This window comes from Psychrobacillus insolitus, assembly GCF_003254155.1.
GTDB classification, from domain to species: Bacteria; Bacillota; Bacilli; order Bacillales_A; family Planococcaceae; genus Psychrobacillus; species Psychrobacillus insolitus.
In genome coordinates this window covers 72,182-95,682 of record NZ_QKZI01000003.1, presented here as the reverse complement: position 1 = coordinate 95,682, position 23,501 = coordinate 72,182, and the positions used below count along the sequence as shown (strand labels likewise).

The following is a 23,501-nucleotide window of genomic DNA, read 5'->3' as shown; positions in this document are numbered from 1 at the left end:
TCAAAAGAAACTCTTTTAACAAGAAGTTAGAAAACTAAATGCTCAATCTGTTCCAAAAAACGCAAAAGCACAAGGTTGAAATAACAACATAAACAAATAACAAAAACGATAGGAGCCTGTGCTCCCATCGTTTTTATTACTATGGCCGTAAAGTTTGAAAATGGATGATGTATAAAGGAATTATGAAATTAGGGTATTCAAATAGTAGAGAATTTATTAAATCATACCGTATTCTTTTCAGGTAATGCATCTTATGAAGGTTCAGAAATTGACGACGGGGAGGAATCAACTTTATCCAGAAGCTGCTATTTTGGGGTTGTATAATAAAAAAGAAACTCATATTCTGAGTTTCTTAATTGAAGTCTAATTTAATTCATGTTCATGCTCAGCTAATTGACTAATTCTCTGTTTCTTCGATTTTCTAAAATAAAGCAATTCATATATACATGGAATTACAATCAGAGTCAGTAGGGTTGCCATGGCTAATCCACCAATAACTACAATAGCGAGACTTTGTGAGACTAAACTTCCTGTTTCGGCTTGTTTCACTAAAAGTGGAAGCATCGCACAGATGGTTGCAATAGCAGTCATAAAGATTGGTCTCATCCTTGTTGCTGTTGCTTCAACAAGCGCATCACGAATAATCATTTTTTGTTCGTTTTGTTTTACTCGGTCTAAAAGTACAATCGCATTTGTTACGACGATACCAATTAGCATTAATGCTCCTAGTAGTGCTGTGATATCAACTGGAATACCGCTGATGACAACACCTAAAATGGCTCCGATCGCAGCAAGGGGTAGGGAGCATAGAATAGCGATTGGTGCTCTGATTGACTTAAATGTGATGACCATAATTAAAAATACAATCCCGATTGAAACAAGCATAAGGAGAAATAAATCTGTAAAATCATCTACCTGTTGGCTGCTCGATCCACCAACTAGAACCTCGACATTCTCTGGGAGATCCATGCCTTCATTGTCCTTTTTATCGCCGAAAATCTCTACATTAACAGCACTCGAAATTTCCGATAGCTTAGCAGAATCGACTGATGCAGTGACTCGAAGATAGGCTTCTCCATCCTTATGAAACTGGTTAGTTGAACGTTCTTCACTTTGTAAGGTAGCAATGGACGATACTGGGACAAGACCTGTATCGGTCATGATTTGTATATTTTCCAAGTCTTCAGGTGTTTCCGTATCCAGGAGAGGTTCCAGGAATACTGGTTTTTGCTTGTCGTCTAAGCTAATTGTTCCGATTGGTGTTTTATTTAACATCACACCGAGCTGCTGTGCAATCTGTTCCGTGTTACCTTTTGATGGATCCACAATGAGGGAGTATACGGTTTTCTTTTCATCTTGATTGGTCGTTACTTCCTCTACACCGTCAATATTTTGTACTTTTTCTTTAATAGTGGTTGCCACTTCTTCAAGATCCGCTAATTCATCACCGACTACATCAATGGTGATATTTGAACTTGCTCCCCCCATCATAAAGGAGGCTGTAGTAACTTCTAAATGAGCATCTGGATATTGATCCTTTTTCTTTTCCATTTCTTTCACTATGAGGTCTGTATCTTTTTTGTCGTTCAATAAAATACTGAAGGATGCTTCTGTCGATGATCCTACCCAGCCATATTGAGCAGCTTCAGCTGGAGAACCTACCTGTGAAAACACATATTCTACCTCATCAATAGCTTGAATAGATGATTCAAGTTCAATTGTCTTTTCTTGTACTTCTTCAATTGGTGTATCGTTCGGGTAACTCAGCGTGGCTACAACATAGTCAGCAGAAGAGTTGTCAACTGCGCCTTTTGGAATGACAAAGTAAGTGCCGATTGATCCGATGAAGAGAAGGATGGAAATCGAGAAGACAATCCATTTATGATTTAAGGACCATGTTACAATTTTTGGAAAACGAACAGCTGGTTTATGCTTGGGAATCTTAGTATTCTTCAATAATCTCGCACTCATTAACGGAACAACAGTCAACGCGACGAGCAAAGAAGCAAGCAAGGAATAGGTAATCGTTAATGCGAATGGTAAAAGGAATTCTTGCAGTCCTCCGTTTAATAAACTCATCGGTAAGAAAACGGCTACTGTTGTAAGTGTTGATGCAGTAATAGCGACTCCTACTTGTTTAGTTGCGTCTATAATCATTTGGACTGAGAATTTCTCTGTTTGCATTTTGCGGAAAATATTTTCGATTACGACAATGCTGTCATCAACTAGACGCCCAACTGCAACAGCGACACCGCCAAGCGTTAAAATGTTCAATGTCACACCAGACCATGATAGTAGGAATAGTGTGAAGCAAAGTGATAAAGGAATTGATACAATGGTAATAAAAGTAGTGCGGATATTTCTTAGGAAGATCATAATAACAATCGTTGCAAAAAGTGCACCAAGAAGGACTTCTTTTATCATAGATTGTACGGAATTTTGAACCAAATCAGCAGAGGATATGTAGATTACAGATTCCTGCTGATCATATTTTTCATTGATGTCCTTTGTTACTTTTTCAACTTCTTTGCTAATAGTCACTGCATTGGATTGACTGTCCTTTGTGATGCTAATATCTAAGCTATCCTTTCCATTGAAACGGCTCATGAAATTGGCATCTTTTGTTTCTTCCATTGTTGCAATATCTCCAAGTGTTACACTAGGTGCTACAGCTAATCCTTTCAATTTTTCAATGCTTGTTAAATCACCGATTACTTTAATATTACTTGTTTTTCCATCGATAATCTTTTCACCGACAGCTACAGCAGTGTTTTGACCATTAAGAATACCCATAACCGTTTGAAGAGAAATTTGATTTTCAGCCAATTTTTCATCATCGATTTTGACGGAAATGACGGAATCTGTAATCCCATATATATCGACACTGGAGACCCCTTTAATTTCTTGATATAGAGATTGAAGCTCTTCACGTGCGAAATCCATATTTTCTGTAGTCAACCCTTCTTCAAAGGTGACGGCAATGTTAACAATTGGAATCATAGAAGTATTAAGCTGTGAAATTGTTGGCTTGGATATATAAAGAGGCAAAGTTACATTGCTTAAAGCATCTTGTACATCCTGTTTGGCTTGCTTCATATCAGAGCCAGCTTCGAAGAACAGGTCTACTTTTGAAAATCCATCTCCAGTTGTAGAAAAAACGGATGTTTTTCCATTCAATCCTGTAACGGCTCTTTCAATCGGAATGGTCACTTCTGATTCCATTGTTTTGGAGTCAGTTCCCTGGCCCATGGAAATAATGGTGACTTGCGGATTATCCGCAGAGGGTAAAAATTCCATAGGTAGTCTAAAATAACTGACAACACCTATTACTAATACTAAAATGGTTAGTACTGCGACAGCAGCCCTGTTACCAAAAGCCCACTTTGTAAAAATAGACATATAAAGTTCCCTCCCAATAATATTAAAATTGACACCAAATAAAATACTCTTATAAATGCAAAAATAGAATCAAATCTTAGTTAACTTAAGAAAATTTACATAAACTTAATTCAAACTATGCGCTCCCTTCTTTCACGGTCTCTGTTACATCTCTATTGTAAGAAATAGAAAATATTTCCACATCTATCCTTAGAACTATATTTTTCTAAGCCCTGAGACTTAGGAGACCTTGCTTCATGAACCTGTGTCAGAAGCATTAACGCTAATTCAAACAAACTTGAATATAATAAGTTCCATGTGGATGCTTGGATAACGGAGTATCTATAACAAATGGAGCAGCATTCATACTACTAGAAAGAAAAAGCCGCCGAAATTGCATCTTCGGCGGTTTACAATTTATGTGAAGTAAGTGGCGGACAGACGAGAGCTACAGGATTTCTCTTTTCAGTAAAATGTAAGTGGAAGGACTGTAGTGACTATGAAAAACTATGTTTCGAATGCAATAAAAACGTGAATTCAATTTATTGAGGAAAAATTGAAGGCAAGAACTTTAAACGAATAGTATGTAGAAAGCATAACTGTGTAGTGAAGTCTAAGTTTACGGAAGAAAATAATGAATGGTATGATATGATAGTATAAATATCTATTATAGTAATAACTCTAATAATCTGGATTTACTTTAACATATTTAATTACTGATACTTTTTTAGTGAAAGGGGTAAATAGGGATATGGATATTATTACATCTCTTTTCAATTCGAATTATGAATTATACATAAGACTAATTATAGCTACATTTATAGGTTTTTTAATTGGTCTAGAACGAGCTATTAAAGATAAGCCAGCAGGTATTAGAACGCATATATTAGTATGTTTAGGGTCAACGTTGGCAATGACTTTGTCGACTTTGAACCAAGGCCCATATATGGATCCGATGCGATTAGCAGCCCAAGTAATTAGTGGTATTGGATTCCTTGGTGCAGGTGTTATTTGGTTAGATAAGGATAATGTAAAACGTGGCCTTACTACTGCTGCAAACCTTTGGATAACTGCTTGTGTTGGTTTGACAATAGGTTATGGCGCATATGATTTAGCCATTATCACTGTAATTTTAATGTTTATTGCAATGAACTTACCAAAACTTGTTGTAAAATTAGGAATCTTACCATCTAGAGAAAAAGATGCTGATAGTGATGGGGAATAATAGTTGATGAGTATTTCTAAATCCAAAAACAAAACCGATGAGAGTATTAGCTCCCATCGGTTTTGTTTTTTATGTTGTTACTTCATTGACCTTTTTTAGCAGATTTAGCATTTTGTTTTTTAACTTCTTGTGCATTAGTTTGACTTTCAGATGGAAGACCAAATTCAGCACCAAACTCACTAGTCATGTTTTGTCCACCTGAAGCAGCTTGCGTTTTTTGAGCGGATTTAGCATTTTGTTTTTTAACTTCTTGTGCATTAGTTTGGCTTTCAGATGGAAGACCAAATTCAGCACCAAATTCACTAGCCATGTTTTGTGCACCATTGGCTTGTTGTTGATTAGCCATTTTGTTGTTTTTATTTTTTGTCATTTTCTTCACCTCCACAAATTATGATTGCCTAAAGAGTGGATTTTACAACTGGTAATTAATGGAGTTTGATGATTCGAGTTATTTAACAGGAAATAAATTCAATATAAGAAAAGGGAGATACTATATACTGGATAAATAATAAATTTTAATAAAGGGGGAATTATAAAAATGATTAGGTTGATTAAGAAGGTAAATAACGAAATGCACTATTGGCAAGTTTGGAAATTAGACAAGGATATATTTACACAGTTTGGCACTTTAGGAGTGATTGCTGAAAAGGAAGAAATACAACGGAAGTTTTTTGAAAGCTCTAAAAAAGTTATGCGTAGTCTAGCTAAGGAGAAGCAGCTTCAGGGGTACGAATATATTGATGAAGAAGCATTAATCAAAGTATTTGTACAATACCGATCTAAGGATAAAGAACAATTTGAAGAAGTGGAGGAAAAAAGTTTATCTGTAGAGGATTTATTAGACTATGCATTATTCTCGACAGGTAATGGATCGTGTGATGGTTCAGAAATTGGTGATGATGGAGGGACTAACTATTGTAGTGTCATAAGTATTGAAATAGCACTTGAAACTATTTTGAAAGAGTTATCTACTAACAATTTATTAGATGGTATTGAAATAGCCTTTTTAAATGAAGATGGTGAATATGTTTCTCTATATCCAGAGGGTGCTGTTTTTGAAATTTTATAACAAAAAAAGAAACTCAAATTCTGAGTTTCTTTTTTTGTTAGCAATTACCTTTTGAGAGCACCGCTAATATATTTGACTATTTGATGCTAGAATATCGACTAGTCTACTAACGTAGTTTCCAGGAATTCATAGAAACTTCTTTACCTTCTTTACGTTCTCTAGCGTATTCAGCTGTAGCTGTGAACAGTACGTCAGAAGATGAATTCAGTGCCGTTTCACAAGAATCTTGAATAACACCGATGATAAATCCAACGCCAACAACCTGCATAGCAATTTCATTTGGAATTCCAAATAAGCTACAAGCTAGAGGGATAAGTAAAAGTGATCCACCTGAAACACCTGATGCACCTGCTGCAGAGACAGCTGCTACAACAACAAGTATAAGTGAAGTCACAAAATCTACTTCAATACCAAGCGTATTTACTGTTGCAAGAGTTAGCACAGCAATTGTAATAGCTGCGCCAGCCATATTAATAGTTGCACCTAGTGGGATTGATACTGCATAAGTATCTTCATCTAAACCAAGTTTTTCACATAACTTCATATTTACTGGAATATTTGCAGCTGAACTACGTGTAAAGAATACCGTAATACCACTTTCTCTTAAAACCATGAAAACAAGTGGATAAGGATTTTTTCGCGTATAGATGAATACGATTAATGGATTCACTATAAGTGCGATAAACAACATACATCCAACTAAAATTAATATTAATTTACCGTATACAAGTAAAGCGGAAAAACCACTTGTTGCAAATGCAGTAAATACAAGCCCCATAATACCAAGCGGTGCTAAATTAATCACCCATTGTACTACTTTAGTGATTGCATCCGAAAAACTACCTAACATGTCTTTTGTACTTTGATTCGCATTTTTTAATGCAATCCCAAGAACGACTGCCCACATTAATATACCTAGATAGTTAGCATTTACTAATGCATCAATTGGATTGGCAACTACGTTAAATAGTAATGTTTCAATAACTTCACCAACACCTTCAGGAGGAGAAAGGTCTTCTGCTCCTGTTGTCAATGTTAATGTAACTGGGAATATATAGCTTGCAACTACAGCGACAGCCCCAGCTAGGAATGTGCCAATAGCATAAAGAACAAGAATCGATTTCATATTCGTTTTCTTACCTTTTTTATGACCAGCAATAGCAGACATCACTAATACTAATACTAATACTGGTGCAACTGCCTTTAATGCACCAACAAATAATGAACCGAAAATGGAAATCCATGTGGCATTAGGTACAACTAAAGCTAAAATTAGACCGAGGATAATACCGAGAACAATCCTTTTTACTAAGCTAACTTGATTAAATTTAACAAATAAATCTTTCATAACACTATCCTCCAAAAGTTTTCTAAACTCGCATGATAAAAGAACGTACAATCACTTTTCCGCATTGTGGTTAGTATGTTCTAATCTTATCCTGAGATAGTCTGACATTAATTATTTTACCACATTTATTTTGAATTGTTCATTGAATTTTGTTATACTAATATACTTCCAAAAGATTGAAATTTTCTGAGCGTACCATTTGTGCTTCTAATAATGCCAGCTAAGAGTGATCTAAATACTATATTAGTGCTAGTTTTCTAAATTTTTTTGTTCTCTATACGGTTTACTTCATTTTAATTTATTGTGTTTTTTTCAGAAAATATTAGTATTAGAAAAGTGTCTAAAATCGTAAATATTATGATTTTCATGCCAAGGAATAAACACTAAGGTACTATTTTTCAGATTTTTGTCTCTTTATCTTAGTGGACTTCAATTTTTTTAAAGGGAAAATATTCCGCTGATTAGAGAGTATTCGAAAAAAGTATGTTCATTAACAATGGAAGATGTTAGCGCCTTTTCAAAATGGAGGAATTCCTAGACGATCGGATAAAGAATCGGAGCAGTATTTTAGAAAGAGATTGGCCGGGGATAGTGATATTTAGTATGGATAGTTCCTTGTGTCAGATTTGATTATTTTCATTTGAATTATTAGGAATGATTTTGAAAAATGAGCAATTTGACTATACGACATAATTGCAAATAAGTGCCAAATGGTGCTTTTCTCACATATTTGCACTTATTTTAAAATATGCCGTATGTCAATTTTGCTCTTTTTTGTTGTTCGCTGTTTTACAGAGATCACTTTACTTTTGTGAGTGTGGTGTGATTTGAATATGCAAAATGATTTCCGCGATCTTTAATAACTTGAATTGGGAAGGTGTTTTTATAAAATGCAGCAAGACGAACAATCTCAGCTACTCTGTTTTAGACTCAAATGCTCCTCGGTTTTATTATATGTATCCGATTTCTTGACACTTACTAATCTCCAATAAATAAGAGCTGTCAAGATTACTATTACACCACAAAAAATATACATGATGGTATAACCCCACTGTGCTGAAACAACCCCTAACAAAATAGCGCCTATCGCCAAACCTCCATCAAATAATGTGAAGAATGTAGAAGTAGCATGGCCACTTCGATGTTTATGTGTAGACTGAATGGCTAATGCTTGGAGACAAGGGAAAATGGAACCATACCCGATGCCGATGAGGGCTCCCGCTACTAATAATGTCGGAACAGTGTGTATGTTACTTAACATGAATAATCCAACCGTAAAAAAGAAAAAAGATGGATAGATGACGGAATTAGGACCTTTCGTATCGTATAGCTGGCCAGTAAAGGGACGAACAATCATCATTGCTATCGCAAATACGAGGAAAAATAAACTTACATATTCAAATACATCTCTTGTCTCTGCGAATACAGAGATAAAGGATAAAACACCAGCATATGAAAATGCAGTTAAAGCCCCGACAATAGCTATCGGAATAGCCTTAGATTCAATGAAATCTTCCCATGTAAGGCGATTACGTTTCACAGTTGAAAGTGAGGAGGGATATTCTGAAACTTTCAAACTAAATATGAATAAAAAGCTCATAAAAACCACAGTAGCTAAACTAGTGAATAATACTTTATAAGGAAACCACTGTAAACCAGTTAATACAATTAATGGGCCAAATACAATTGCTAAATTATTGGACATCATAAAATAACCAATCCCTGCACCCTTACGACTTTCAGGAATAATATCATTTACAATCGCAATTAACACCGTTGTTAAAATACTAAACCAAATACCATGAAATAATCGCAGAGCAAGTAATAAAGGGAGTGAATCAATAAAAATATATAAAACGGAAGAAAGACAAAAGAATAGCTCAGAAATAAGGAGCGTTTTTCGTTTTCCAAACACTTCAATGATCTTGCCTGCAAATGGTCTCACGATAATGGCTGATAGCATAAAAATGGCCATTGCCAAACCTGCTTGTCCTTCATTTCCGTTTAATTCATAAAGAATATACAAAGGTAAGCTTGTTAATAACGCATAATGAACAACGAATAAAAAGAAGTTGTTAATAACTGCAATCCAAAATTGTCCTGTCCATATTTTTTCTTGCCTTTTTTCGCCCATAAAATTCCCCTTTCTTTAAATTCCCTAATTCCCCATATGTTTTAATTACTAGCATAATAACCTATTCGACACCTCTATTAATTTACCTGCTTATTTGTGATACCAGAAGGGAAGGGCTAGATCATTCTTATATAAAATACGTGCAGAAGGAAAAATATTGCATTTATATGTCACGTCGTGATATAGTCGAGATGTGACATACTTATTTCCAAGAGTGGAAGTGAACAGATTGACAATAAAAAAGATTATTGAAACTTATATTCCAATGACAGAAACTGCATTTTATATATTGTTATCTCTATCTGAACCAAGACATGGTTACGGAATAATTAAACATGTGGAGGAGATTACAGAAGGTCGACTAATACTTGGTTCAGGAACTATTTACGGAACCCTGAAGAAGCTGCAACGTGATCACATTGTTACAGTGTATGCAGATGAACTAAGAAAAACAATTTATGAAATTTCTGATTTGGGCAAGCAATTAATGAATCATGAGATAGAGAGATTGAAAGAGCTACATACTAATGCTTTAAAGTATGAGGAGGAGTTCAAATGATCAAAAAATGGAGACCATTTTGGAGTTATAATGTGGAAAAGACAGAGCGCTGGTTATCTTCATCTGCTATAGATGGTAAGAGATTGATTGATGTGAAGCTGTTTTCGAGAATATTTGTATTTGAAGAAACACCTACAGAGCAAATGGAATATCAAGTTATATTCGATAAATCCAAAAATAATCTAGCGACTGGTTTAGTTAGTTCTGGTTGGGAAGATTCAGTAGTAAAAGGAAATTGGAAATTCGTAAATAATAGGGCTGATCCCATACATGCGTATCCTTCAAGGGAAGGCATATTGAAGAGGAACCGGGTCCATTTGCTTTTCCTGACGGGACTTTCATTTCTCTATATATTCCAATTAATTCCATTTGTAATAGCGATGCTCACAATTTTGTTTTCCCCAGATGATGCAAATGTTGTTGCAAGTCCGTACTGGTCTCTTACTTTTCTTTACTTTATACAGGTTATTGGAGTAATTATTTTCACCTTTTATATGTCACGAAACTTACTAGCATTTGAACGCAAATTTTTTAAAACTTCTGTTACTGAAAATGAAAAGAAAGCTGCAGGGGAGACGTTTACTAAATGGAGATTTGCTTGGATGTATGCACCAGATTTATTAGAAAACTGGCTGAGTAAGATGGCTGCTGAGGGAAATAATCTTGTCTGTATAAGTAAAGTATGGCCAGCGTTTACTTTCGAAAAAGGTACACCCAAATTGGTTTCTTATGTGCAAGACTTTCAATGGAAGACGAATCCAGAGTATGTGGAAATTCATAAAAGTGCAGATTGGAAGTTAAGATTTGCATCCAAATCTTGGTTGTTTAAATACTCTATTTGGGAAAAAGAGTATGAATTAGGTGATATGAAACCTCGTTTTACGTATGATTCGACTGAGAAAAAAGCACAAGTAAGAAGGGTAGTTATTGCTAGTTCTATATTGGTGAGTTATTTACTAGGGATATTATTTATGGCATTATGGATGCAATTTAAAGTAAATCCACCATTCGATCAGACTATTTTGCATCAAATTTTGATTGTATTTTTAATTATTTCATCGCTATCTCCGCTATTCATTTTTACACGGACTTTTCTATATGCTTTGCGTATGCGAAAGAGTATGTAGGATAAATACATGTTCCAAGGTAATAGGGACTCGGGTATTGTTGGGAATAGCTGATTTTCACTAATATAAAACCTGAGCATTCTAAAATTCGCCCCCATTGAAATAAGCATCAACTCTTTTTCAACAAGATGATGCTTATTTGTCTTTTATCAATAAAATAGTTTTGTTTGAAGAATATCCAGTGCACGGTCAATATCCTCTAAATCTTCTTTTGAAGCATTTTGTATTCGATTTAGAAATCGAGATTCTATAGATAAAAAAGCTTTGTTCATCATGGTTTCCCCATCATTTGAGAGACGAATATATTGTTTTCGTCGATCTTCTGTATCATTTAACTTTTCTATTAGCCTTTTTTAATGCAAATACATAATATTTACATAGAGAATAATGTTTCATATAATGAAACATTAGCGTCTTTTCTTGCAATATGTACAGTAGATTTATTATGATAACAGGGAGTTGAGGTAATTAGATGAGCCAATATGAGGTAACCACGTTAAAAAAAGGATTACAAATCATAGAGTTATTAAAAGAACAGAACGGACTATCGTTGACTGAAATTACAAAGCGATTAGAACTGAGTAAAACGACCGCTTTTCGTATGCTGGCAACGTTAGAAGAAATGGGTTATGTACAAAAATTTCAAAACCGTTTTGAAATTAATCATAAAATGTTTTGTGAACATTTTGAGAGACGAATAGCACTTGACTGGGTATCACTGACGACTCCTTATAAAGTAGCGAAGGAAGTTGGGGAAAGTTTGTATATTGGGAAGATGGACGGAACAAATTTAGTTATGGTCCAAGTCTTGCAAGCTCCATTTACCGTACCTGCTCGTGAAGAGATTGGCAATCGTTCGCTCGTACATCAGTCTGCTTTAGGGAAAATCATTTTAGCCAATCTCCCCTCAAAAACTCAAACAGACATCTTACGAAATTTGAACTTTGCAAAAGCGACAGATCAGACATTTAATGATGCACATTTATTTGTCCATCATTTAAATGTTATTCATAAACAAGGTTTTGCCTTTGACGATGAAGAACGTATTGTCGGCATTCGTTGTGTTGCTGTGCCCTTATTCTTAGAAGGAAAAGTGATTGCTTCTATAGCCATTGCTGCACCAGCCGAACGTATTACTAAGTCTAAAAGGACAAGACTTATTCGCAAGCTAATTGAAGGTAGCGAGAAGATTGCGCGTGAAATTGAATCGCTCAGATAGAAGCAGACATCATTTAATCAAAGGAAAACTACGTTTTGATTTTGTTAAAATGTGAAGTCATTTTCAACAACAGGAGGAAACACACATGAAAGTAGTAGCAATCGTTGGTAGTATCCGTAAAGAATCATTTAACTTAAAATTAGCACAGCACGTACAAAAGCGTTACGCAGATAAATTCGAATTAGAAATTTTAAGCCTGCGCGACATACCCATGTATGATCAAGATATCGAACTAGATGCACCAAAAATCGTACTCGACTTTAAAGCACGCGTAAAAGCAGCTGATGCTGTTCTCTGGGTAACACCAGAATACAATTCAACAATTCCAGGTGTACTTGGTAACGCAATTGATTGGATGTCTCGTGTGGACCGTTCAGTAAATGGTAAACCATCCATGATCATGGGTGCTTCTATGGGTGCAATGGGTTCAGTTAAAGCACAAATGCACTTACGTGACATCTTATTTGCAAGTGGATTAAACTCTCCTTTACTTCCAATGAACGAAGTATACGTAGGTGCAGCTCACACGAAATTTGATGAAAACGGCAATTTGAGTGACCAAGCAACAATCGATTTTTTAGATACAGTAATCGAAAACTTCCTAAAATGGATGAAAGCATTCGCTTAAGTTAAATATGGAAACCTTATGCATTCGATGCATAAGGTTTTTTTATGAAGTATCCAATAACTAGTTTATTGCTAATATTATGAAAGTGGTTATTAGTATGGGTTTTTCTACTTACCAATTTTTATAAAGAATTTTGAAAAAAGTTCTATCTTTTCCGTTTTTGATTACATTTAATGTAAGTAAGATTGAATGGAGTGGAAGGGAATATGGTGAAAAAATGGGGAATTACAGCTCTTTTACTATTTGGGGTATATGCTATAGGGATGTATTTTTATATCTTCCATAGTGATAGTGCTGGTATTCCAGCAAATTTAAAAGGGACTGTTGCAGATCCGCAGGTTTTTATGTCTGACCGTGAATTGTACCTGAGTGAGGAGTATTCAAAAATAAAGAATTTCCTCTTTTTTGTAGCAACACCGTTTGAATGGCTCATCTATTTATTAATACTGATTACTGGGCTTTCTCAAGCGTTTGAAAGATGGATCCCTTTGCAAAAAAAGGGGGGGATTTTGCAAAATGCGGTCTATGTATTTTTGCTATCATTTCTTCTGTTTATCGTGTTATTCCCTTTAGACTACTACAGATATTCCTTAAGTAAAAACTATGGAATTAGTACCCAAAATTTCCATTCTTGGATGCGGGATAATGTCATTGATTTTTGGGTTAATTTCGGAATGACTGTAGTGATTGTAACCATTCTTTATTGGCTTATTAATAAAAGCACAAAGAAATGGTGGCTAAATGCCTGGTTATTAATGATTCCTTACACTATTTTCCTCATGTTTATACAACCGGTAGTGATCGACCCATTATATAATGATTTCTATCCACTAACAAACAAAGAATTAGAGACGAAAATTCTTACGTTGGCTGAGCAAGCAAATATTCCAACAGCGCATGTATATGAAGTGAATATGGCGGAAAAGACAAATGCGCTAAATGCCTATGTTACGGGGATTGGGAGTAATTCAAGAATAGTGTTATGGGATACGACTTTAAACCGCTTATCAGAAAATGAAATTCTCTTCATTATGGCTCATGAAATGGGGCATTATGTGGAGAAACATATTTATTTCGGAATCGCTGGTTATATCTTAACGATGTTTGTTGGGCTTTGGTTAACAGCGAAACTAATGCCTTGGGTCATCGCTCGCTTTGGACGTGTATTAAAAATTAAGCGAATAAATGCTATTCATTCACTGCCATTGTTTTTACTTATTACATCTTTTCTGTTATTCGTTTCAAGTCCACTTTCAAATTATGTTTCTAGATATCAGGAAACTAGAGCAGATCAGTATGCAATAGAGTTATTGGTCGACCCGGAGGCAGCTGTCAGCGCTTTTCAAGAGCTTACGAAGGCTGGATTAAATGAAGTGAATCCTCCACTACTCGTAAAATGGTTTCGATATTCACATCCGACAATGCTAGAAAGAATAACTAATATAACGAATGAAATAGGAGAAAAAGAGTGAGGTATGTTATTGGAAGCGCACTAACTAAAAGAAGTTATAAGGAATCAAGCTATTAACCTGATTGAAAATAAGTAAATGTATTAGGGCGTTTGTTCAGTAATGAATCAGCGTCCTATTTCAGAATAGTGGAGTGCTAAAAAGGAAAGTTTGTTTATTCAGATATGACATTTTCCTTTTCCATTTTTAGTCGGATCTTAAAAATGAATTGACACTATTTTTAAGAAGCCGTTAAGTTCCTTCATGTTCTCTTCTTTTACGTATTGTGACTGGTAAATCCTTACACACCTAATTTCTAGAGAGTGGCAGACAGACAGACGGAAGGAAGGGAGGCTAACCTGTATCTTGTATTAAAGTGTAGGCTAAAGTCCGGTCCAAAGCGATCCAGAAAGAATTTCATCCTGGTGTTTGATTCTGACGCAGCAAACAAAAAAATAGACATGAACAATACTCTTCTTTTAGAAAAAGTTTGTTTATGTCTTTATTAGTTTTATTTTCATTTATTATCTTCCTTTTTAAGTTCGGAAATTAGACGTTCTATTCTTCTTGTGTACGTAAGCAATGTTCGCATTCGTATAAATATGATTCGTGTTGCTCTTTAATTTCACTACCACATTCACGACATTCTTTTTTCGGTAAGTTTCGATAAAATTCTAAATTCAACATTTTACTACCCCCATTTATTTTTTAATTAAATTCATTGTACTATAACAGTGTTTTAAAATCAACGCTGTTATACAATTTATTTTCTGATTTTTTAATATTTAAATTAAAAAGGAGATGAAACCCTGTCATATCAGGGTTTCATCTCCTTTTTATTATTAATTTTAATCAAACATAAGGTTTATATTTCTCTATTTTTATCATTATTTTATCACGTGTTGAATATTATTGATTATACAAAAAAATTATAAGGAGTACATGCTCCATGAATTATGTTAGTTCATTATTCAATTCACATTATGAACTATATATTAGATTAGTTATCGCAACGTTTATAGGATTGGTAATAGGTTTAGAGAGAGCTTATAAAAATAAACCAGCTGGTATTAGAACGCATATTTTAGTTTGTTTAGGGTCTACATTGGCGATGACCTTATCTATTTTAAATCAAGGTCCATATATGGATCCAATGCGTTTGGCAGCTCAAGTAATCAGCGGTATTGGTTTCCTTGGTGCAGGTGTAATTTGGATGGATAAAGATAATATAAAACGTGGTCTTACAACCGCAGCAAATTTATGGATTACAGCTTGTGTAGGTTTGACAATAGGTTATGGAGCCTATGATTTAGCTATAATCACCGTGATTTTAATGTTTGTTGCGATGAATTTACCGAAGCTTGTGGATAAAATAGGTATATTACCAACAAGAGAAAAAGAAGGAAACGATAGTCACAATGAAAGTACTAGTGATAGTGATGGAGAATAGAATAGGGGTTTGGAAAAGCGAATAAGCTAGTTCACTAACTTCGATTACATAAAAAAAAGACGTTTCCAAACACCACAGCTGGGTATTGAAAACGCCTTTTCTATAGTAGTTATGTCCGTGATGCTTCATAAATCCCTTTAATCGAACCTTCCAATATATCATTAAATTCTTTATCTGATTGACTTGCATTTACGCCTTCTGATAAAGCTCTTGAGAAGCTTGCAATAAGTCCTTGGTTCGCGGCTAATTTCTGATTTGCATCTTCGCGACTGTATCCACCAGAAAGGGCTACCACTCTTATTACTCGTGGGTGATCGATTAATTCTTTGTAGTAGTTTTCAACTGTTGGAATAGACAGTTTCAGCATGACATTTTCATGTTCACTTAACACATTCAATTGACGGAGGATTTCTTGTTTTAAGAGTTCCTCGGACTGTTGTTTGTCTTCACTTTGAATATCAACTTCTGGTTCAATAATTGGAACTAAGCCAGCCGCTAGAATTTGTTTAGCTACTTCAAATTGCTGTTCAACGACATTCTTGATCCCTTCATAATTTGCTTGTTTGATGACAGAACGCATTTTCGTTCCAAAAATATTTCGTTCATTCGCACGTTTTAAGACATCGTCTAGGGTAGAATTAGGTTTCATCAATTGAACGCCATATGCTTCTTCTTCCAGTCCTTTATCAACTTTTAGGAAGGGAACAACGCCTTTCTTTTCCCATAAATAATCGGGTGTATAAAGGTCTTCTACTGTGCGGTTCATCGTTTGTTCGAATAGGATTGCACCAATAATTGAATCCGAATTGAATGTAGGAGCAGTCATTATGCGAGTTCTCATCTCATGTATTTGGTCATACATTTCCTCTTCAGTAGAATATTGATCTTCTGAGACACCGTAAAGTGCTAACGCTTTTGGTGTACTGCCTCCACTTTGGTCAAGTGCAGCGATAAAACCTGTTCCATTTTTAATTAATTCCAATTGTTCTTTTTTCATAACTCCAGCTCCTTAGGTAATTTTATTCAGCATTAACGGGAAGTTCCTTTTTCAATCAGTGGGGGATGAAGAAAACTCACATGGATTGAAGTTTCACTTTATAAAAGATAAAAGCTGATATCTACAGAAATTGAACTAAAAGAAAGCATTACATTAAATAGTGTATCAATAAAAGCCCCAATGTGTCCGTTACATTTATGTAAATTTAAAAGACATGGAAAATACAGTTAAGTTAATTAAATAATGTAATATTCAGAATTGTGTATATACAAAATAAGGATTTTGTGTTAAAATTAAGTGGTGTCTTGAAAGGGGATGGGTACAGATGATTAGAAAGAAAACGATGGACCTGCAACAAAAGGTTGAAGTAGAAGTATTGCGTATTGAGGAATATATGAAGGTGCAGGTTACAAATGCTTTGCAGCTCATAGAAGAATCTCATGAACGAATTGCAGACTATCGGAAACAAATTAAAGAACTTAAATCATAAAAAATTCCAAATACAAGGACTTCACATCAATTTGTGGAGTCTTTTGTATTTGAGAATTATCTACAAACATTGTATAGAATAAGAATGGAATTGTTATCATATCTTGAATTCGATGTTATGATGAATGCTACATATTATTTAAAGGAAGCGAAGGATATATGAATAACACGAATGTTATTTTAAAGCGACTCGTCTTGTACGTGTTCGGTTTATTTTTTTTAACGCTTGGAGTTAGTTTCTCGATTCAAGCGGGACTCGGCGTATCTCCTGTTTCTTCATTAGCGTATGCATTTTCGTTAACGACAGGTCTATCGATCGGCATTACAACGGTGCTTGCAAATGTTTTATTTATAATTGTTCAAGTCATTTTAAACAAACGTATCGACTTAAAAGAGTTTATGCTTCAGTTAACTATTGCATTTTTGTTTGGATTCTTTATGGAAGCAACGCTATTCATTGTACAACTTTTCCCAACACCTGAAACAATCGTTGTTCGATGTGTATATTTAATTATTAGTTTATTCGTTGTGGCAGTCGGTTTGCTCGGCTATTTTACAGCAAAACTTCCGTTAATGCCATATGATGCATTATCGTTTGTCATAAGCGAAAGATTTAAGATGAAATTTAGTAAAGCGAAAATTTCAGGAGATTTAATTAATGTTTGTGTGGCTGGTGCAGTTTGTGTAATTTTTATTCAATCTTTAGGCTCAATCGGGGTTGGAACACTGATTGCTGCTTATTTCATCGGGAAAATTTTAGGTTGGTTGATGGCGCATTATCAACACTCCCTGGAACACTGGGTATATCAAAACGAAATCACGAACGTCATTTGACAAAGAACCATCGTAAAATATAAAAAAAGCATTATCTCAAAAGAGATAATGCTTTTTTTCTACAGAATTCTTTGTTCCTAAAGAACTCTTGCGGGTTTGGCACCCAATAATCTCGACTGTACTGAACTTGTGAATAGTAATCGGTATTATTGGATGTCAAAACTTAGTAATGAAGTTATTTGTATAGTATAGCACACATAACTTATCGAAACAATAGCCATTGTTAAAAATATTTATAAGTTTACTATATTGCGTACTCCATTCCTCTTTTGAGTAATTGCGTTACTAATGACTTTCTGCCTTTCTCTGGAAATAATCGTAATCATAGCGTGGAAGTCGAGAGGGTTTGTGTGGAAGTCGAAGGGTTTGTGTGGAAGTCAGAGGATTTGTGTGGAACTCGGAGGATTTGCGTGAAAGTCGAGAGGGTTTGTGTGTAACTCAGAGTCTTCTCCACTCTTTCTCATTTATCCAATTTCCATAAGTTTCGTCCAAAGTGATCCGGCACTCTATATAGAAAAAGTGTCTAGCATGAGGGCCAGGTAGATATATGGATTTGCATTAGTACTATTATTTCAACAATAGAAAAACAAAAAAATTCTGATAATTGTATTGACTTGGAGAAAAAAACCAGTAAAATAAAAATATAGACATCATGTCATATTAACTAACATATATTAGTTAAGAAACATAACATGATAAAAAGGGGAGGAATTTTGATGGATGATGTAATGTATTTGATGAACAGCTTATGGACGATGGTTAGTGCAATTTTAGTTATTTTCATGATTGCTGGATTTATATTACTAGAGGCTGGTTCAACACGAATGAAAAATGCGGGTCATGTTGCTGGTAAAACTGTTTTCACATTCGGTCTTTCATCTTTAGTATTTTGGGCAGTTGGTTACGGATTTATCTTTGGTGGTGATGCGAATTTCTTCATAGGTATGTCAGACTTTTTCTACGGCGGTGATTTAATAGAAGGTGCAGGTCTAGCTACAACCGTATTCTTTGTTTTCCAACTAGCATTCGCTGGAATCGCAATAACAATTGCACTTGGAGGATTTGCAGAACGTGCCAAATTTTCTGCATACGTAATCTTTACAATTCTTTTCGGAATTATTATTTATCCTGTTATCGCTCACTGGATCTGGGGCGGTGGTTGGTTAGCTGAACACGGGAAACAAGACTTTGCTGGATCTACCGTAGTACACTTAACTGGAGCAGCAGCAGCTCTAGCAGCTACAATATTACTTAAACCAAGAATTGGGAAATTTAATAAAGATGGTTCTTCCAATAATATAGCTGGTCACAACCAAGTGTATACAGCTTTAGGTGTGCTAATCTTATTTGTTGGTTGGTTTGGATTTAACGCAGGTAGTACAGTATCAGTCGATGCTGCATTCTTCGGGTTTGTTGCTTTAAATACAGCTCTAGCAGCTTCTGCAGGAGCGGTTGCGGCAACTTTAATCTCTTGGATGGCATTGGGGAAACCTGATATTACAACTATTTTAAATGGTGCACTGGCAGGTTTAGTTGCTATTACAGCATCTTGTGCATTCGTAGATGTTTGGGCCTCTGTAGTTATTGGGTTTATCGCAGGAGTACTAGTATTCTATAGTACTAGATTCTTCGAGAAGAGAAGAATTGATGATCCAATCTTTGCATTATCGGTACACGGGGCTGCAGGTGTTTGGGGAACTTTATCGACAGGATTCTTTGCTACTAAAGAACTTGCGACAGTTGGTAAACCGGGATTATTCTATGGCGGTGGATTCGAACAATTAGGCGTACAGTTAATGGGAGTTGTCGCTTGTGGAGTATTTGCTTTCGTCGTATCGTATGCTATCCTATTCATAATGAAAAAAGCAGGCGGCATTCGTGTTACAGAAGAGGAAGAAATCATGGGCTTAGATATGAGTGAACATGGTAGCTATGGTTATCCTGAACAAATGATGTTAGATCAATCAAAATTTAAGTAATAACTGCATAAAAGGAAGTGTGATTGTGGAAACATATGAATCGATTAGAGAATGGAAGGATCAACATATCACTAACTTCCTAGATGACACCCTTTCTCTCAATGATTTTCATGATCAAGTAATGCATAAAGTAATGGAAATCGCCAAAAGTAAACTAAAAAAAGATAGTCCTCCTTGTGATTTTACATGGTTTATTACCGGGAGTGGTGGACGATTTGAACAAGGCTTTATCAGTGATCAAGATCATGGTATCGTGTATGAAATTTCTAGCGAAGAAAATGATGCGTATTTTAAAAAGCTAGGAAATGAAATATCATATGGGCTCCATATTACTGGTTATCCATATTGTCTAGGAAACATCATGAGTTCAAATCCAATCTGGTGTAAGTCATTACATGATTGGCAAAAACAACTACAACAGTGGATGGAAGACGAAAGTTTCGAAACCATCAGGCAGCTGCAAATTTTTTATGATGCAAGAGTTTTGCAGGGGGAATTTGGCTATGTAAATCATTTAAAATCCTTAATTTATGAGTATCAATTAGCCCATCCATTCCTTCTAAATCGTTTTTCTGCAAATGTTAGTCATGTCAAAAATGTTATTGGGCCAATGGGGCAAATATTAGTGGAACGGCATGGTGTTTATCAAGGTTGTGTGAACTTAAAATACGCTGCATTTTTACCGTATGTAAATGCTATTCGATTACTTTCTATTAAAGAGGGGATTTTTGAAACCTCCACATTAGCCCGCATGGATCGATTAATTCAATTAAATGACTATGAAAAAATACTCCAAAATTGTGAAAGAAATTTTTTGGACTTATTAAAATATCGTTTATCGTTATTTCGAGTAGCATCCTATTCAGATACTCATTATTTAAATATAGAAAAATTGTCTAAAATAGAACGTAAAGAAATAAAACGGATTTTAAAAGATGGTAAAAGGCTACATGATGAAGTAATTACTTTGACTTCTTTATAGGCGCTTACGTTTTTCATAGAAAAAAGGTGATGTCAATGGCATTTGAACCGTTCATGCAAATATTTCGTGGTCTACAAGGAAAACGTTCAAACGTTGCTCTTGGCGATATACAAAATGCACAACAACTAGCATTTTTACGGAATTTACAAAAAGAAGTGAATCAAGAAGATTCTCTGAGCATCCCATTAGAAAAGCTAAATGTAGTGGTATTCGATATTGAAACGACTGGTTTTTCTCCAGAAAAAGGAGATGGCATCATTTCTATTGGTGCAACGAAAATGTGTGGTGCCAAGATTCAAGAAGAGGAAGTTTTTTATTCTCTTGTCCACTATGGCAAAGAGATACCACAAGAAATTGTTCAATTAACAGGAATTACAGATGAGCAGGTAAAGGAAGCAGCTCCGTTATCTGAAGTTCTGATCAACTTTCTTCAGTTTAAAGAAAGTTCTACGCTAGTCGCGCATCACGCAACTCATGAACGAAATTTCATGCAACATGCCAGTTCGAAATTATTTCGTACGCCATTCAAGCATCGTATTGTGGATACATCTTTTCTATTTAAAGTAATCGAACCTAAAATAGATCTTATTAAGTTAGAAGATTTATGTGCACATAATAACATCCCAATTGTCGGTCGTCATCATGCACTTAGCGATGCCAAAATGACTGCAAAACTTTGGAGCATCTATTTAGAAAAAGCGGAACAAATTGGCTGTGAAAATTTGCATGATGTGTATAATCGATTTTCAAGGATTTAAAGATACTAATAGAAAGAGGCTATCCAAAAGTTAGACTTTTGGATAGCCTCTTTCTATTAGTATGACTCTATTTTTTGTTATTAATGAAGAAGTTCTTCGTTTGTATCATATATTGCTGTGGAAAACGAATTGAAAGAACTAGGGATGTAAATGCCGTATATATTTGCTTTTCCTGGTTCTATATTTATTGTAAATGTTCCAAGTTTTCCATCCCCTATCAAATCGATTCTAGAGGCTGTATGACCTTCTTGTGTAGCAATCACAAAGATTCTTGTTTCGTCGTCGACAAATACATGCTCTGTGAAGAATTTTTGTTTTCCCCATTGGGCACCTTGATAAATATATGCTTCATCTGTACGTTCAAAACTTGAAAATGCACTTACGTCGTCGTATAGATTGATAAGGGCGTAACGATAATTTCCGAATGTTGCTGCATAGGACAGATTTTCTCCTCCGACAAGGTCAATGTCTGATTCAATTTGTGTTAACGTTTCCTGCATAAGCATTGTTTCGTTATGGCCGAAGCGCATGTACGCATCATTTCCAAAGCAAATAATCCATAATAGAAAAATAAGTATAAATACTTGAATGAAGCCAAAAAACAAATTGCGATTTCCTTTCCAGTTACGGTACAATAAAGTGCTAAAAAAGAGAAAAACGCTAATTGTTACAAGTTGTTGTGGAAAATCTGCATTTAAAAAACTACTATTTGTTGCTGTTTGTTCCTGTGCTGTTGAAATGTACTCATTATTAGTGAGTGAAGCTAATGTGTTTGATAATTCTTCTGCTTTTACTCTTAATTGTTCAAATGATTTAATATCACCGATTGCAAACTGTATTTCTTCAGAAGGATTTGCAACATATTCGTACATATAAAAGAGGAGGGAGTTTAAATTGTAAATCTCCTCTTCGCTCAAGCCTTGTGAATTATAAAATAAACTTTCTCCGCTTTCGATTGCTCTTTGTAATAGCCAATCACTTTCGGCCAAATACTGAAGCTGTTTCTCTTCGTCCATGCCTCCATATGAAAGTAGTTCTTTAAATTCTTCAAAACGATTCATATAAGCTGGTGCTACATCGTTTGGTGCAAGCTGTGATGAGGAGGTTCCTTTTAATTTATATATATTTTCATCACTGCTTGTAAGGAGGAAAATCGTGAGTACGGCTACGAAACAGGTTGCAATAATCGTAATACTAAATGGCAGAAATTTCTTTTTCTGATTTCGTACTTTTTGCCGAGTATCTATTTTCTTTGCATTTGAAAACTTACCATCTTTATATGCTTCATTTATGGCATTACGAATTGGATCTTGCATGGTCTTCTCCTCCTTCTTCTAAGGCAATTCCAAGCGTTCGTCTGGCTCTTCGTAATCTCGTTTTCACTGTATTTACGGGGATATTTAGTGCAAAAGACACTTCTTCTAGTGTCATTTCGCCAAAGTGAAATAATAATAGGACGTCTTTATATTTTGTTTGTAAGCCTTCAATTCCTTTTACTAGCTGCGCTTGTTCATCATGTTTAATAGCTTGTTTTTCCGGAGTGTCCTCGGACTTTAATAGCTTTTGAAAAATTTCGGATATATGTACTTTTTTATATTTCCAACTGCTTAGATAATCCTTGCAAACATTTACAGCGATTCGAAATAAATACGTTTTCACCGATGCTTCACCGCGAAATTTAGGTAAATTATTATAGTATCGAATAAATGTTTCTTGGGCTAAATCTTCGGCTGTTTGCCAATTACGTACATATGTATAACAAAGCTGCACTAAATAGTCTCCGTATTCATTCATAGCTTCTGTCAGTAATGAATCCTTCGTTTGCTCATCCACAATTGCCCATCCTTTCAAAATGCTTTGTAGTTAGACTAATTATT

22 protein-coding genes are annotated in these 23,501 nt (G+C 35.0%); 13 read left to right on the top strand and 9 right to left on the bottom strand.

Annotation, left to right across the window (positions count from 1 at the left end; genetic code table 11):
- Positions 1-363 precede the first annotated feature (363 nt).
- Positions 364-3,399, bottom strand: coding sequence for an efflux RND transporter permease subunit (locus tag C7437_RS09775; RefSeq protein ID WP_111439506.1), 3,036 nt, complete (start codon positions 3,397-3,399; stop codon positions 364-366).
- 730 nt (positions 3,400-4,129) lie between these two features.
- Between C7437_RS09775 and C7437_RS09770 the strand changes: the two genes are divergently transcribed.
- Positions 4,130-4,603 (top strand): MgtC/SapB family protein, encoded by a 474-nt coding sequence (locus tag C7437_RS09770; protein ID WP_111439505.1) that lies wholly within the window; start codon positions 4,130-4,132, stop codon positions 4,601-4,603.
- Positions 4,604-4,685: 82 nt separating this feature from the next.
- On the opposite strand, the gene C7437_RS09765 is transcribed toward C7437_RS09770, so the two are convergent.
- Positions 4,686-4,973 carry a gamma-type small acid-soluble spore protein gene (locus C7437_RS09765; RefSeq protein WP_245909265.1) on the bottom strand — a complete coding sequence of 96 codons (288 nt, stop codon included), beginning with the start codon at positions 4,971-4,973 and terminating at the stop codon, positions 4,686-4,688.
- Positions 4,974-5,141: 168 nt separating this feature from the next.
- Here C7437_RS09765 and C7437_RS09760 point away from each other — a divergent pair, with 168 nt between their 5' ends.
- Positions 5,142-5,672 (top strand): hypothetical protein, encoded by a 531-nt coding sequence (locus tag C7437_RS09760; RefSeq protein ID WP_111439504.1) that lies wholly within the window; start codon positions 5,142-5,144, stop codon positions 5,670-5,672.
- Between the two features lie 106 nt (positions 5,673-5,778).
- On the opposite strand, the gene sstT is transcribed toward C7437_RS09760, so the two are convergent.
- Together sstT and C7437_RS09750 are read right to left on the bottom strand one after the other, a co-directional pair.
- On the bottom strand, positions 5,779-7,020 hold the full coding sequence (gene sstT, locus C7437_RS09755) for a serine/threonine transporter SstT (protein ID WP_111439503.1): 1,242 nt from the start codon (positions 7,018-7,020) through the stop codon (positions 5,779-5,781).
- A 910-nt stretch (positions 7,021-7,930) separates the two neighbouring features.
- Positions 7,931-9,154, bottom strand: coding sequence for an MFS transporter (locus tag C7437_RS09750; RefSeq protein ID WP_111439502.1), 1,224 nt, complete (start codon positions 9,152-9,154; stop codon positions 7,931-7,933).
- A 229-nt stretch (positions 9,155-9,383) separates the two neighbouring features.
- Here C7437_RS09750 and C7437_RS09745 point away from each other — a divergent pair, with 229 nt between their 5' ends.
- Both C7437_RS09745 and C7437_RS09740 read left to right on the top strand, forming a co-directional pair.
- The gene (locus C7437_RS09745) at positions 9,384-9,713 is read left to right on the top strand and encodes a PadR family transcriptional regulator (protein ID WP_211309999.1); all 330 of its coding nucleotides are present in this window, start codon (positions 9,384-9,386) and stop codon (positions 9,711-9,713) included.
- Positions 9,710-10,840, top strand: coding sequence for a DUF2812 domain-containing protein (locus C7437_RS09740; RefSeq protein ID WP_111439500.1), 1,131 nt, complete (start codon positions 9,710-9,712; stop codon positions 10,838-10,840). Before C7437_RS09745 ends, C7437_RS09740 begins: the two co-directional genes overlap by 4 nt.
- Positions 10,841-10,989: 149 nt before the next feature.
- Here C7437_RS09740 and C7437_RS17320 read toward each other — a convergent pair whose 3' ends face one another.
- Positions 10,990-11,112, bottom strand: a complete 123-nt coding sequence (locus C7437_RS17320) for a hypothetical protein (RefSeq protein ID WP_281269944.1) — start codon at positions 11,110-11,112, stop codon at positions 10,990-10,992.
- A 200-nt stretch (positions 11,113-11,312) separates the two neighbouring features.
- Here C7437_RS17320 and C7437_RS09730 point away from each other — a divergent pair, with 200 nt between their 5' ends.
- From C7437_RS09730 to C7437_RS09720, 3 genes are all read left to right on the top strand, one after another.
- On the top strand, positions 11,313-12,059 hold the full coding sequence (locus tag C7437_RS09730) for an IclR family transcriptional regulator (protein WP_111439499.1): 747 nt from the start codon (positions 11,313-11,315) through the stop codon (positions 12,057-12,059).
- 85 nt (positions 12,060-12,144) lie between these two features.
- The gene (locus tag C7437_RS09725) at positions 12,145-12,687 is read left to right on the top strand and encodes an NADPH-dependent FMN reductase (protein WP_111439498.1); all 543 of its coding nucleotides are present in this window, start codon (positions 12,145-12,147) and stop codon (positions 12,685-12,687) included.
- A 206-nt stretch (positions 12,688-12,893) separates the two neighbouring features.
- Positions 12,894-14,159, top strand: a complete 1,266-nt coding sequence (locus C7437_RS09720; protein WP_111439497.1) for a M48 family metallopeptidase — start codon at positions 12,894-12,896, stop codon at positions 14,157-14,159.
- Positions 14,160-14,693: 534 nt separating this feature from the next.
- Here C7437_RS09720 and yhfH read toward each other — a convergent pair.
- A complete protein-coding gene (gene yhfH / locus C7437_RS09715; RefSeq protein WP_111439496.1) occupies positions 14,694-14,822 on the bottom strand; it encodes a protein YhfH in 129 nt (42 codons plus the stop codon).
- Between the two features lie 262 nt (positions 14,823-15,084).
- Here yhfH and C7437_RS09710 point away from each other — a divergent pair, with 262 nt between their 5' ends.
- Complete coding sequence (locus C7437_RS09710) at positions 15,085-15,585, top strand: MgtC/SapB family protein (RefSeq protein ID WP_111439495.1); 501 nt, start codon at positions 15,085-15,087, stop codon at positions 15,583-15,585.
- A 109-nt stretch (positions 15,586-15,694) separates the two neighbouring features.
- On the opposite strand, the gene C7437_RS09705 is transcribed toward C7437_RS09710, so the two are convergent.
- A complete protein-coding gene (locus C7437_RS09705; protein ID WP_111439494.1) occupies positions 15,695-16,582 on the bottom strand; it encodes a fructose bisphosphate aldolase in 888 nt (295 codons plus the stop codon).
- 325 nt (positions 16,583-16,907) lie between these two features.
- Between C7437_RS09705 and C7437_RS16965 the strand changes: the two genes are divergently transcribed.
- From C7437_RS16965 to C7437_RS09685, 5 genes are all read left to right on the top strand, one after another.
- Positions 16,908-17,072, top strand: a complete 165-nt coding sequence (locus C7437_RS16965) for a hypothetical protein (RefSeq protein ID WP_170122356.1) — start codon at positions 16,908-16,910, stop codon at positions 17,070-17,072.
- A gap of 158 nt (positions 17,073-17,230) precedes the next feature.
- The gene (locus C7437_RS09700) at positions 17,231-17,905 is read left to right on the top strand and encodes a YczE/YyaS/YitT family protein (protein WP_111439493.1); all 675 of its coding nucleotides are present in this window, start codon (positions 17,231-17,233) and stop codon (positions 17,903-17,905) included.
- Positions 17,906-18,621: 716 nt separating this feature from the next.
- Positions 18,622-19,884 carry an ammonium transporter gene (locus C7437_RS09695; RefSeq protein WP_111439492.1) on the top strand — a complete coding sequence of 421 codons (1,263 nt, stop codon included), beginning with the start codon at positions 18,622-18,624 and terminating at the stop codon, positions 19,882-19,884.
- 25 nt (positions 19,885-19,909) lie between these two features.
- Positions 19,910-20,866 (top strand): DUF294 nucleotidyltransferase-like domain-containing protein, encoded by a 957-nt coding sequence (locus C7437_RS09690; RefSeq protein WP_111439491.1) that lies wholly within the window; start codon positions 19,910-19,912, stop codon positions 20,864-20,866.
- A 35-nt stretch (positions 20,867-20,901) separates the two neighbouring features.
- Positions 20,902-21,624 carry an exonuclease domain-containing protein gene (locus C7437_RS09685; RefSeq protein WP_111439490.1) on the top strand — a complete coding sequence of 241 codons (723 nt, stop codon included), beginning with the start codon at positions 20,902-20,904 and terminating at the stop codon, positions 21,622-21,624.
- 80 nt (positions 21,625-21,704) lie between these two features.
- Here C7437_RS09685 and C7437_RS09680 read toward each other — a convergent pair whose 3' ends face one another.
- The gene (locus C7437_RS09680) at positions 21,705-22,940 is read right to left on the bottom strand and encodes a hypothetical protein (protein ID WP_111439489.1); all 1,236 of its coding nucleotides are present in this window, start codon (positions 22,938-22,940) and stop codon (positions 21,705-21,707) included.
- The gene (locus tag C7437_RS09675; RefSeq protein ID WP_111439488.1) at positions 22,921-23,457 is read right to left on the bottom strand and encodes a sigma-70 family RNA polymerase sigma factor; all 537 of its coding nucleotides are present in this window, start codon (positions 23,455-23,457) and stop codon (positions 22,921-22,923) included. Before C7437_RS09675 ends, C7437_RS09680 begins: the two co-directional genes overlap by 20 nt.
- Positions 23,458-23,501 lie beyond the last annotated feature (44 nt).

What these genes read in the sequence shown, in the direction of transcription:
- C7437_RS09775 (WP_111439506.1), bottom strand. Translation starts at nt 3,399, where the DNA reads ATGTCTATTTTTACAAAGTGGGCTTTTGGTAACAGGGCTGCTGTCGCA.
- C7437_RS09770 (WP_111439505.1), top strand. Translation starts at nt 4,130, where the DNA reads ATGGATATTATTACATCTCTTTTCAATTCGAATTATGAATTATACATA.
- C7437_RS09765 (WP_245909265.1), bottom strand. Translation starts at nt 4,973, where the DNA reads ATGACAAAAAATAAAAACAACAAAATGGCTAATCAACAACAAGCCAAT.
- C7437_RS09760 (WP_111439504.1), top strand. Translation starts at nt 5,142, where the DNA reads ATGATTAGGTTGATTAAGAAGGTAAATAACGAAATGCACTATTGGCAA.
- sstT (WP_111439503.1), bottom strand. Translation starts at nt 7,020, where the DNA reads ATGAAAGATTTATTTGTTAAATTTAATCAAGTTAGCTTAGTAAAAAGG.
- C7437_RS09750 (WP_111439502.1), bottom strand. Translation starts at nt 9,154, where the DNA reads ATGGGCGAAAAAAGGCAAGAAAAAATATGGACAGGACAATTTTGGATT.
- C7437_RS09740 (WP_111439500.1), top strand. Translation starts at nt 9,710, where the DNA reads ATGATCAAAAAATGGAGACCATTTTGGAGTTATAATGTGGAAAAGACA.
- C7437_RS17320 (WP_281269944.1), bottom strand. Translation starts at nt 11,112, where the DNA reads ATGAACAAAGCTTTTTTATCTATAGAATCTCGATTTCTAAATCGAATA.
- C7437_RS09730 (WP_111439499.1), top strand. Translation starts at nt 11,313, where the DNA reads ATGAGCCAATATGAGGTAACCACGTTAAAAAAAGGATTACAAATCATA.
- C7437_RS09725 (WP_111439498.1), top strand. Translation starts at nt 12,145, where the DNA reads ATGAAAGTAGTAGCAATCGTTGGTAGTATCCGTAAAGAATCATTTAAC.
- C7437_RS09720 (WP_111439497.1), top strand. Translation starts at nt 12,894, where the DNA reads ATGGTGAAAAAATGGGGAATTACAGCTCTTTTACTATTTGGGGTATAT.
- yhfH (WP_111439496.1), bottom strand. Translation starts at nt 14,822, where the DNA reads ATGTTGAATTTAGAATTTTATCGAAACTTACCGAAAAAAGAATGTCGT.
- C7437_RS09710 (WP_111439495.1), top strand. Translation starts at nt 15,085, where the DNA reads ATGAATTATGTTAGTTCATTATTCAATTCACATTATGAACTATATATT.
- C7437_RS09705 (WP_111439494.1), bottom strand. Translation starts at nt 16,582, where the DNA reads ATGAAAAAAGAACAATTGGAATTAATTAAAAATGGAACAGGTTTTATC.
- C7437_RS16965 (WP_170122356.1), top strand. Translation starts at nt 16,908, where the DNA reads ATGATTAGAAAGAAAACGATGGACCTGCAACAAAAGGTTGAAGTAGAA.
- C7437_RS09700 (WP_111439493.1), top strand. Translation starts at nt 17,231, where the DNA reads ATGAATAACACGAATGTTATTTTAAAGCGACTCGTCTTGTACGTGTTC.
- C7437_RS09695 (WP_111439492.1), top strand. Translation starts at nt 18,622, where the DNA reads ATGGATGATGTAATGTATTTGATGAACAGCTTATGGACGATGGTTAGT.
- C7437_RS09685 (WP_111439490.1), top strand. Translation starts at nt 20,902, where the DNA reads ATGGCATTTGAACCGTTCATGCAAATATTTCGTGGTCTACAAGGAAAA.
- C7437_RS09680 (WP_111439489.1), bottom strand. Translation starts at nt 22,940, where the DNA reads ATGCAAGATCCAATTCGTAATGCCATAAATGAAGCATATAAAGATGGT.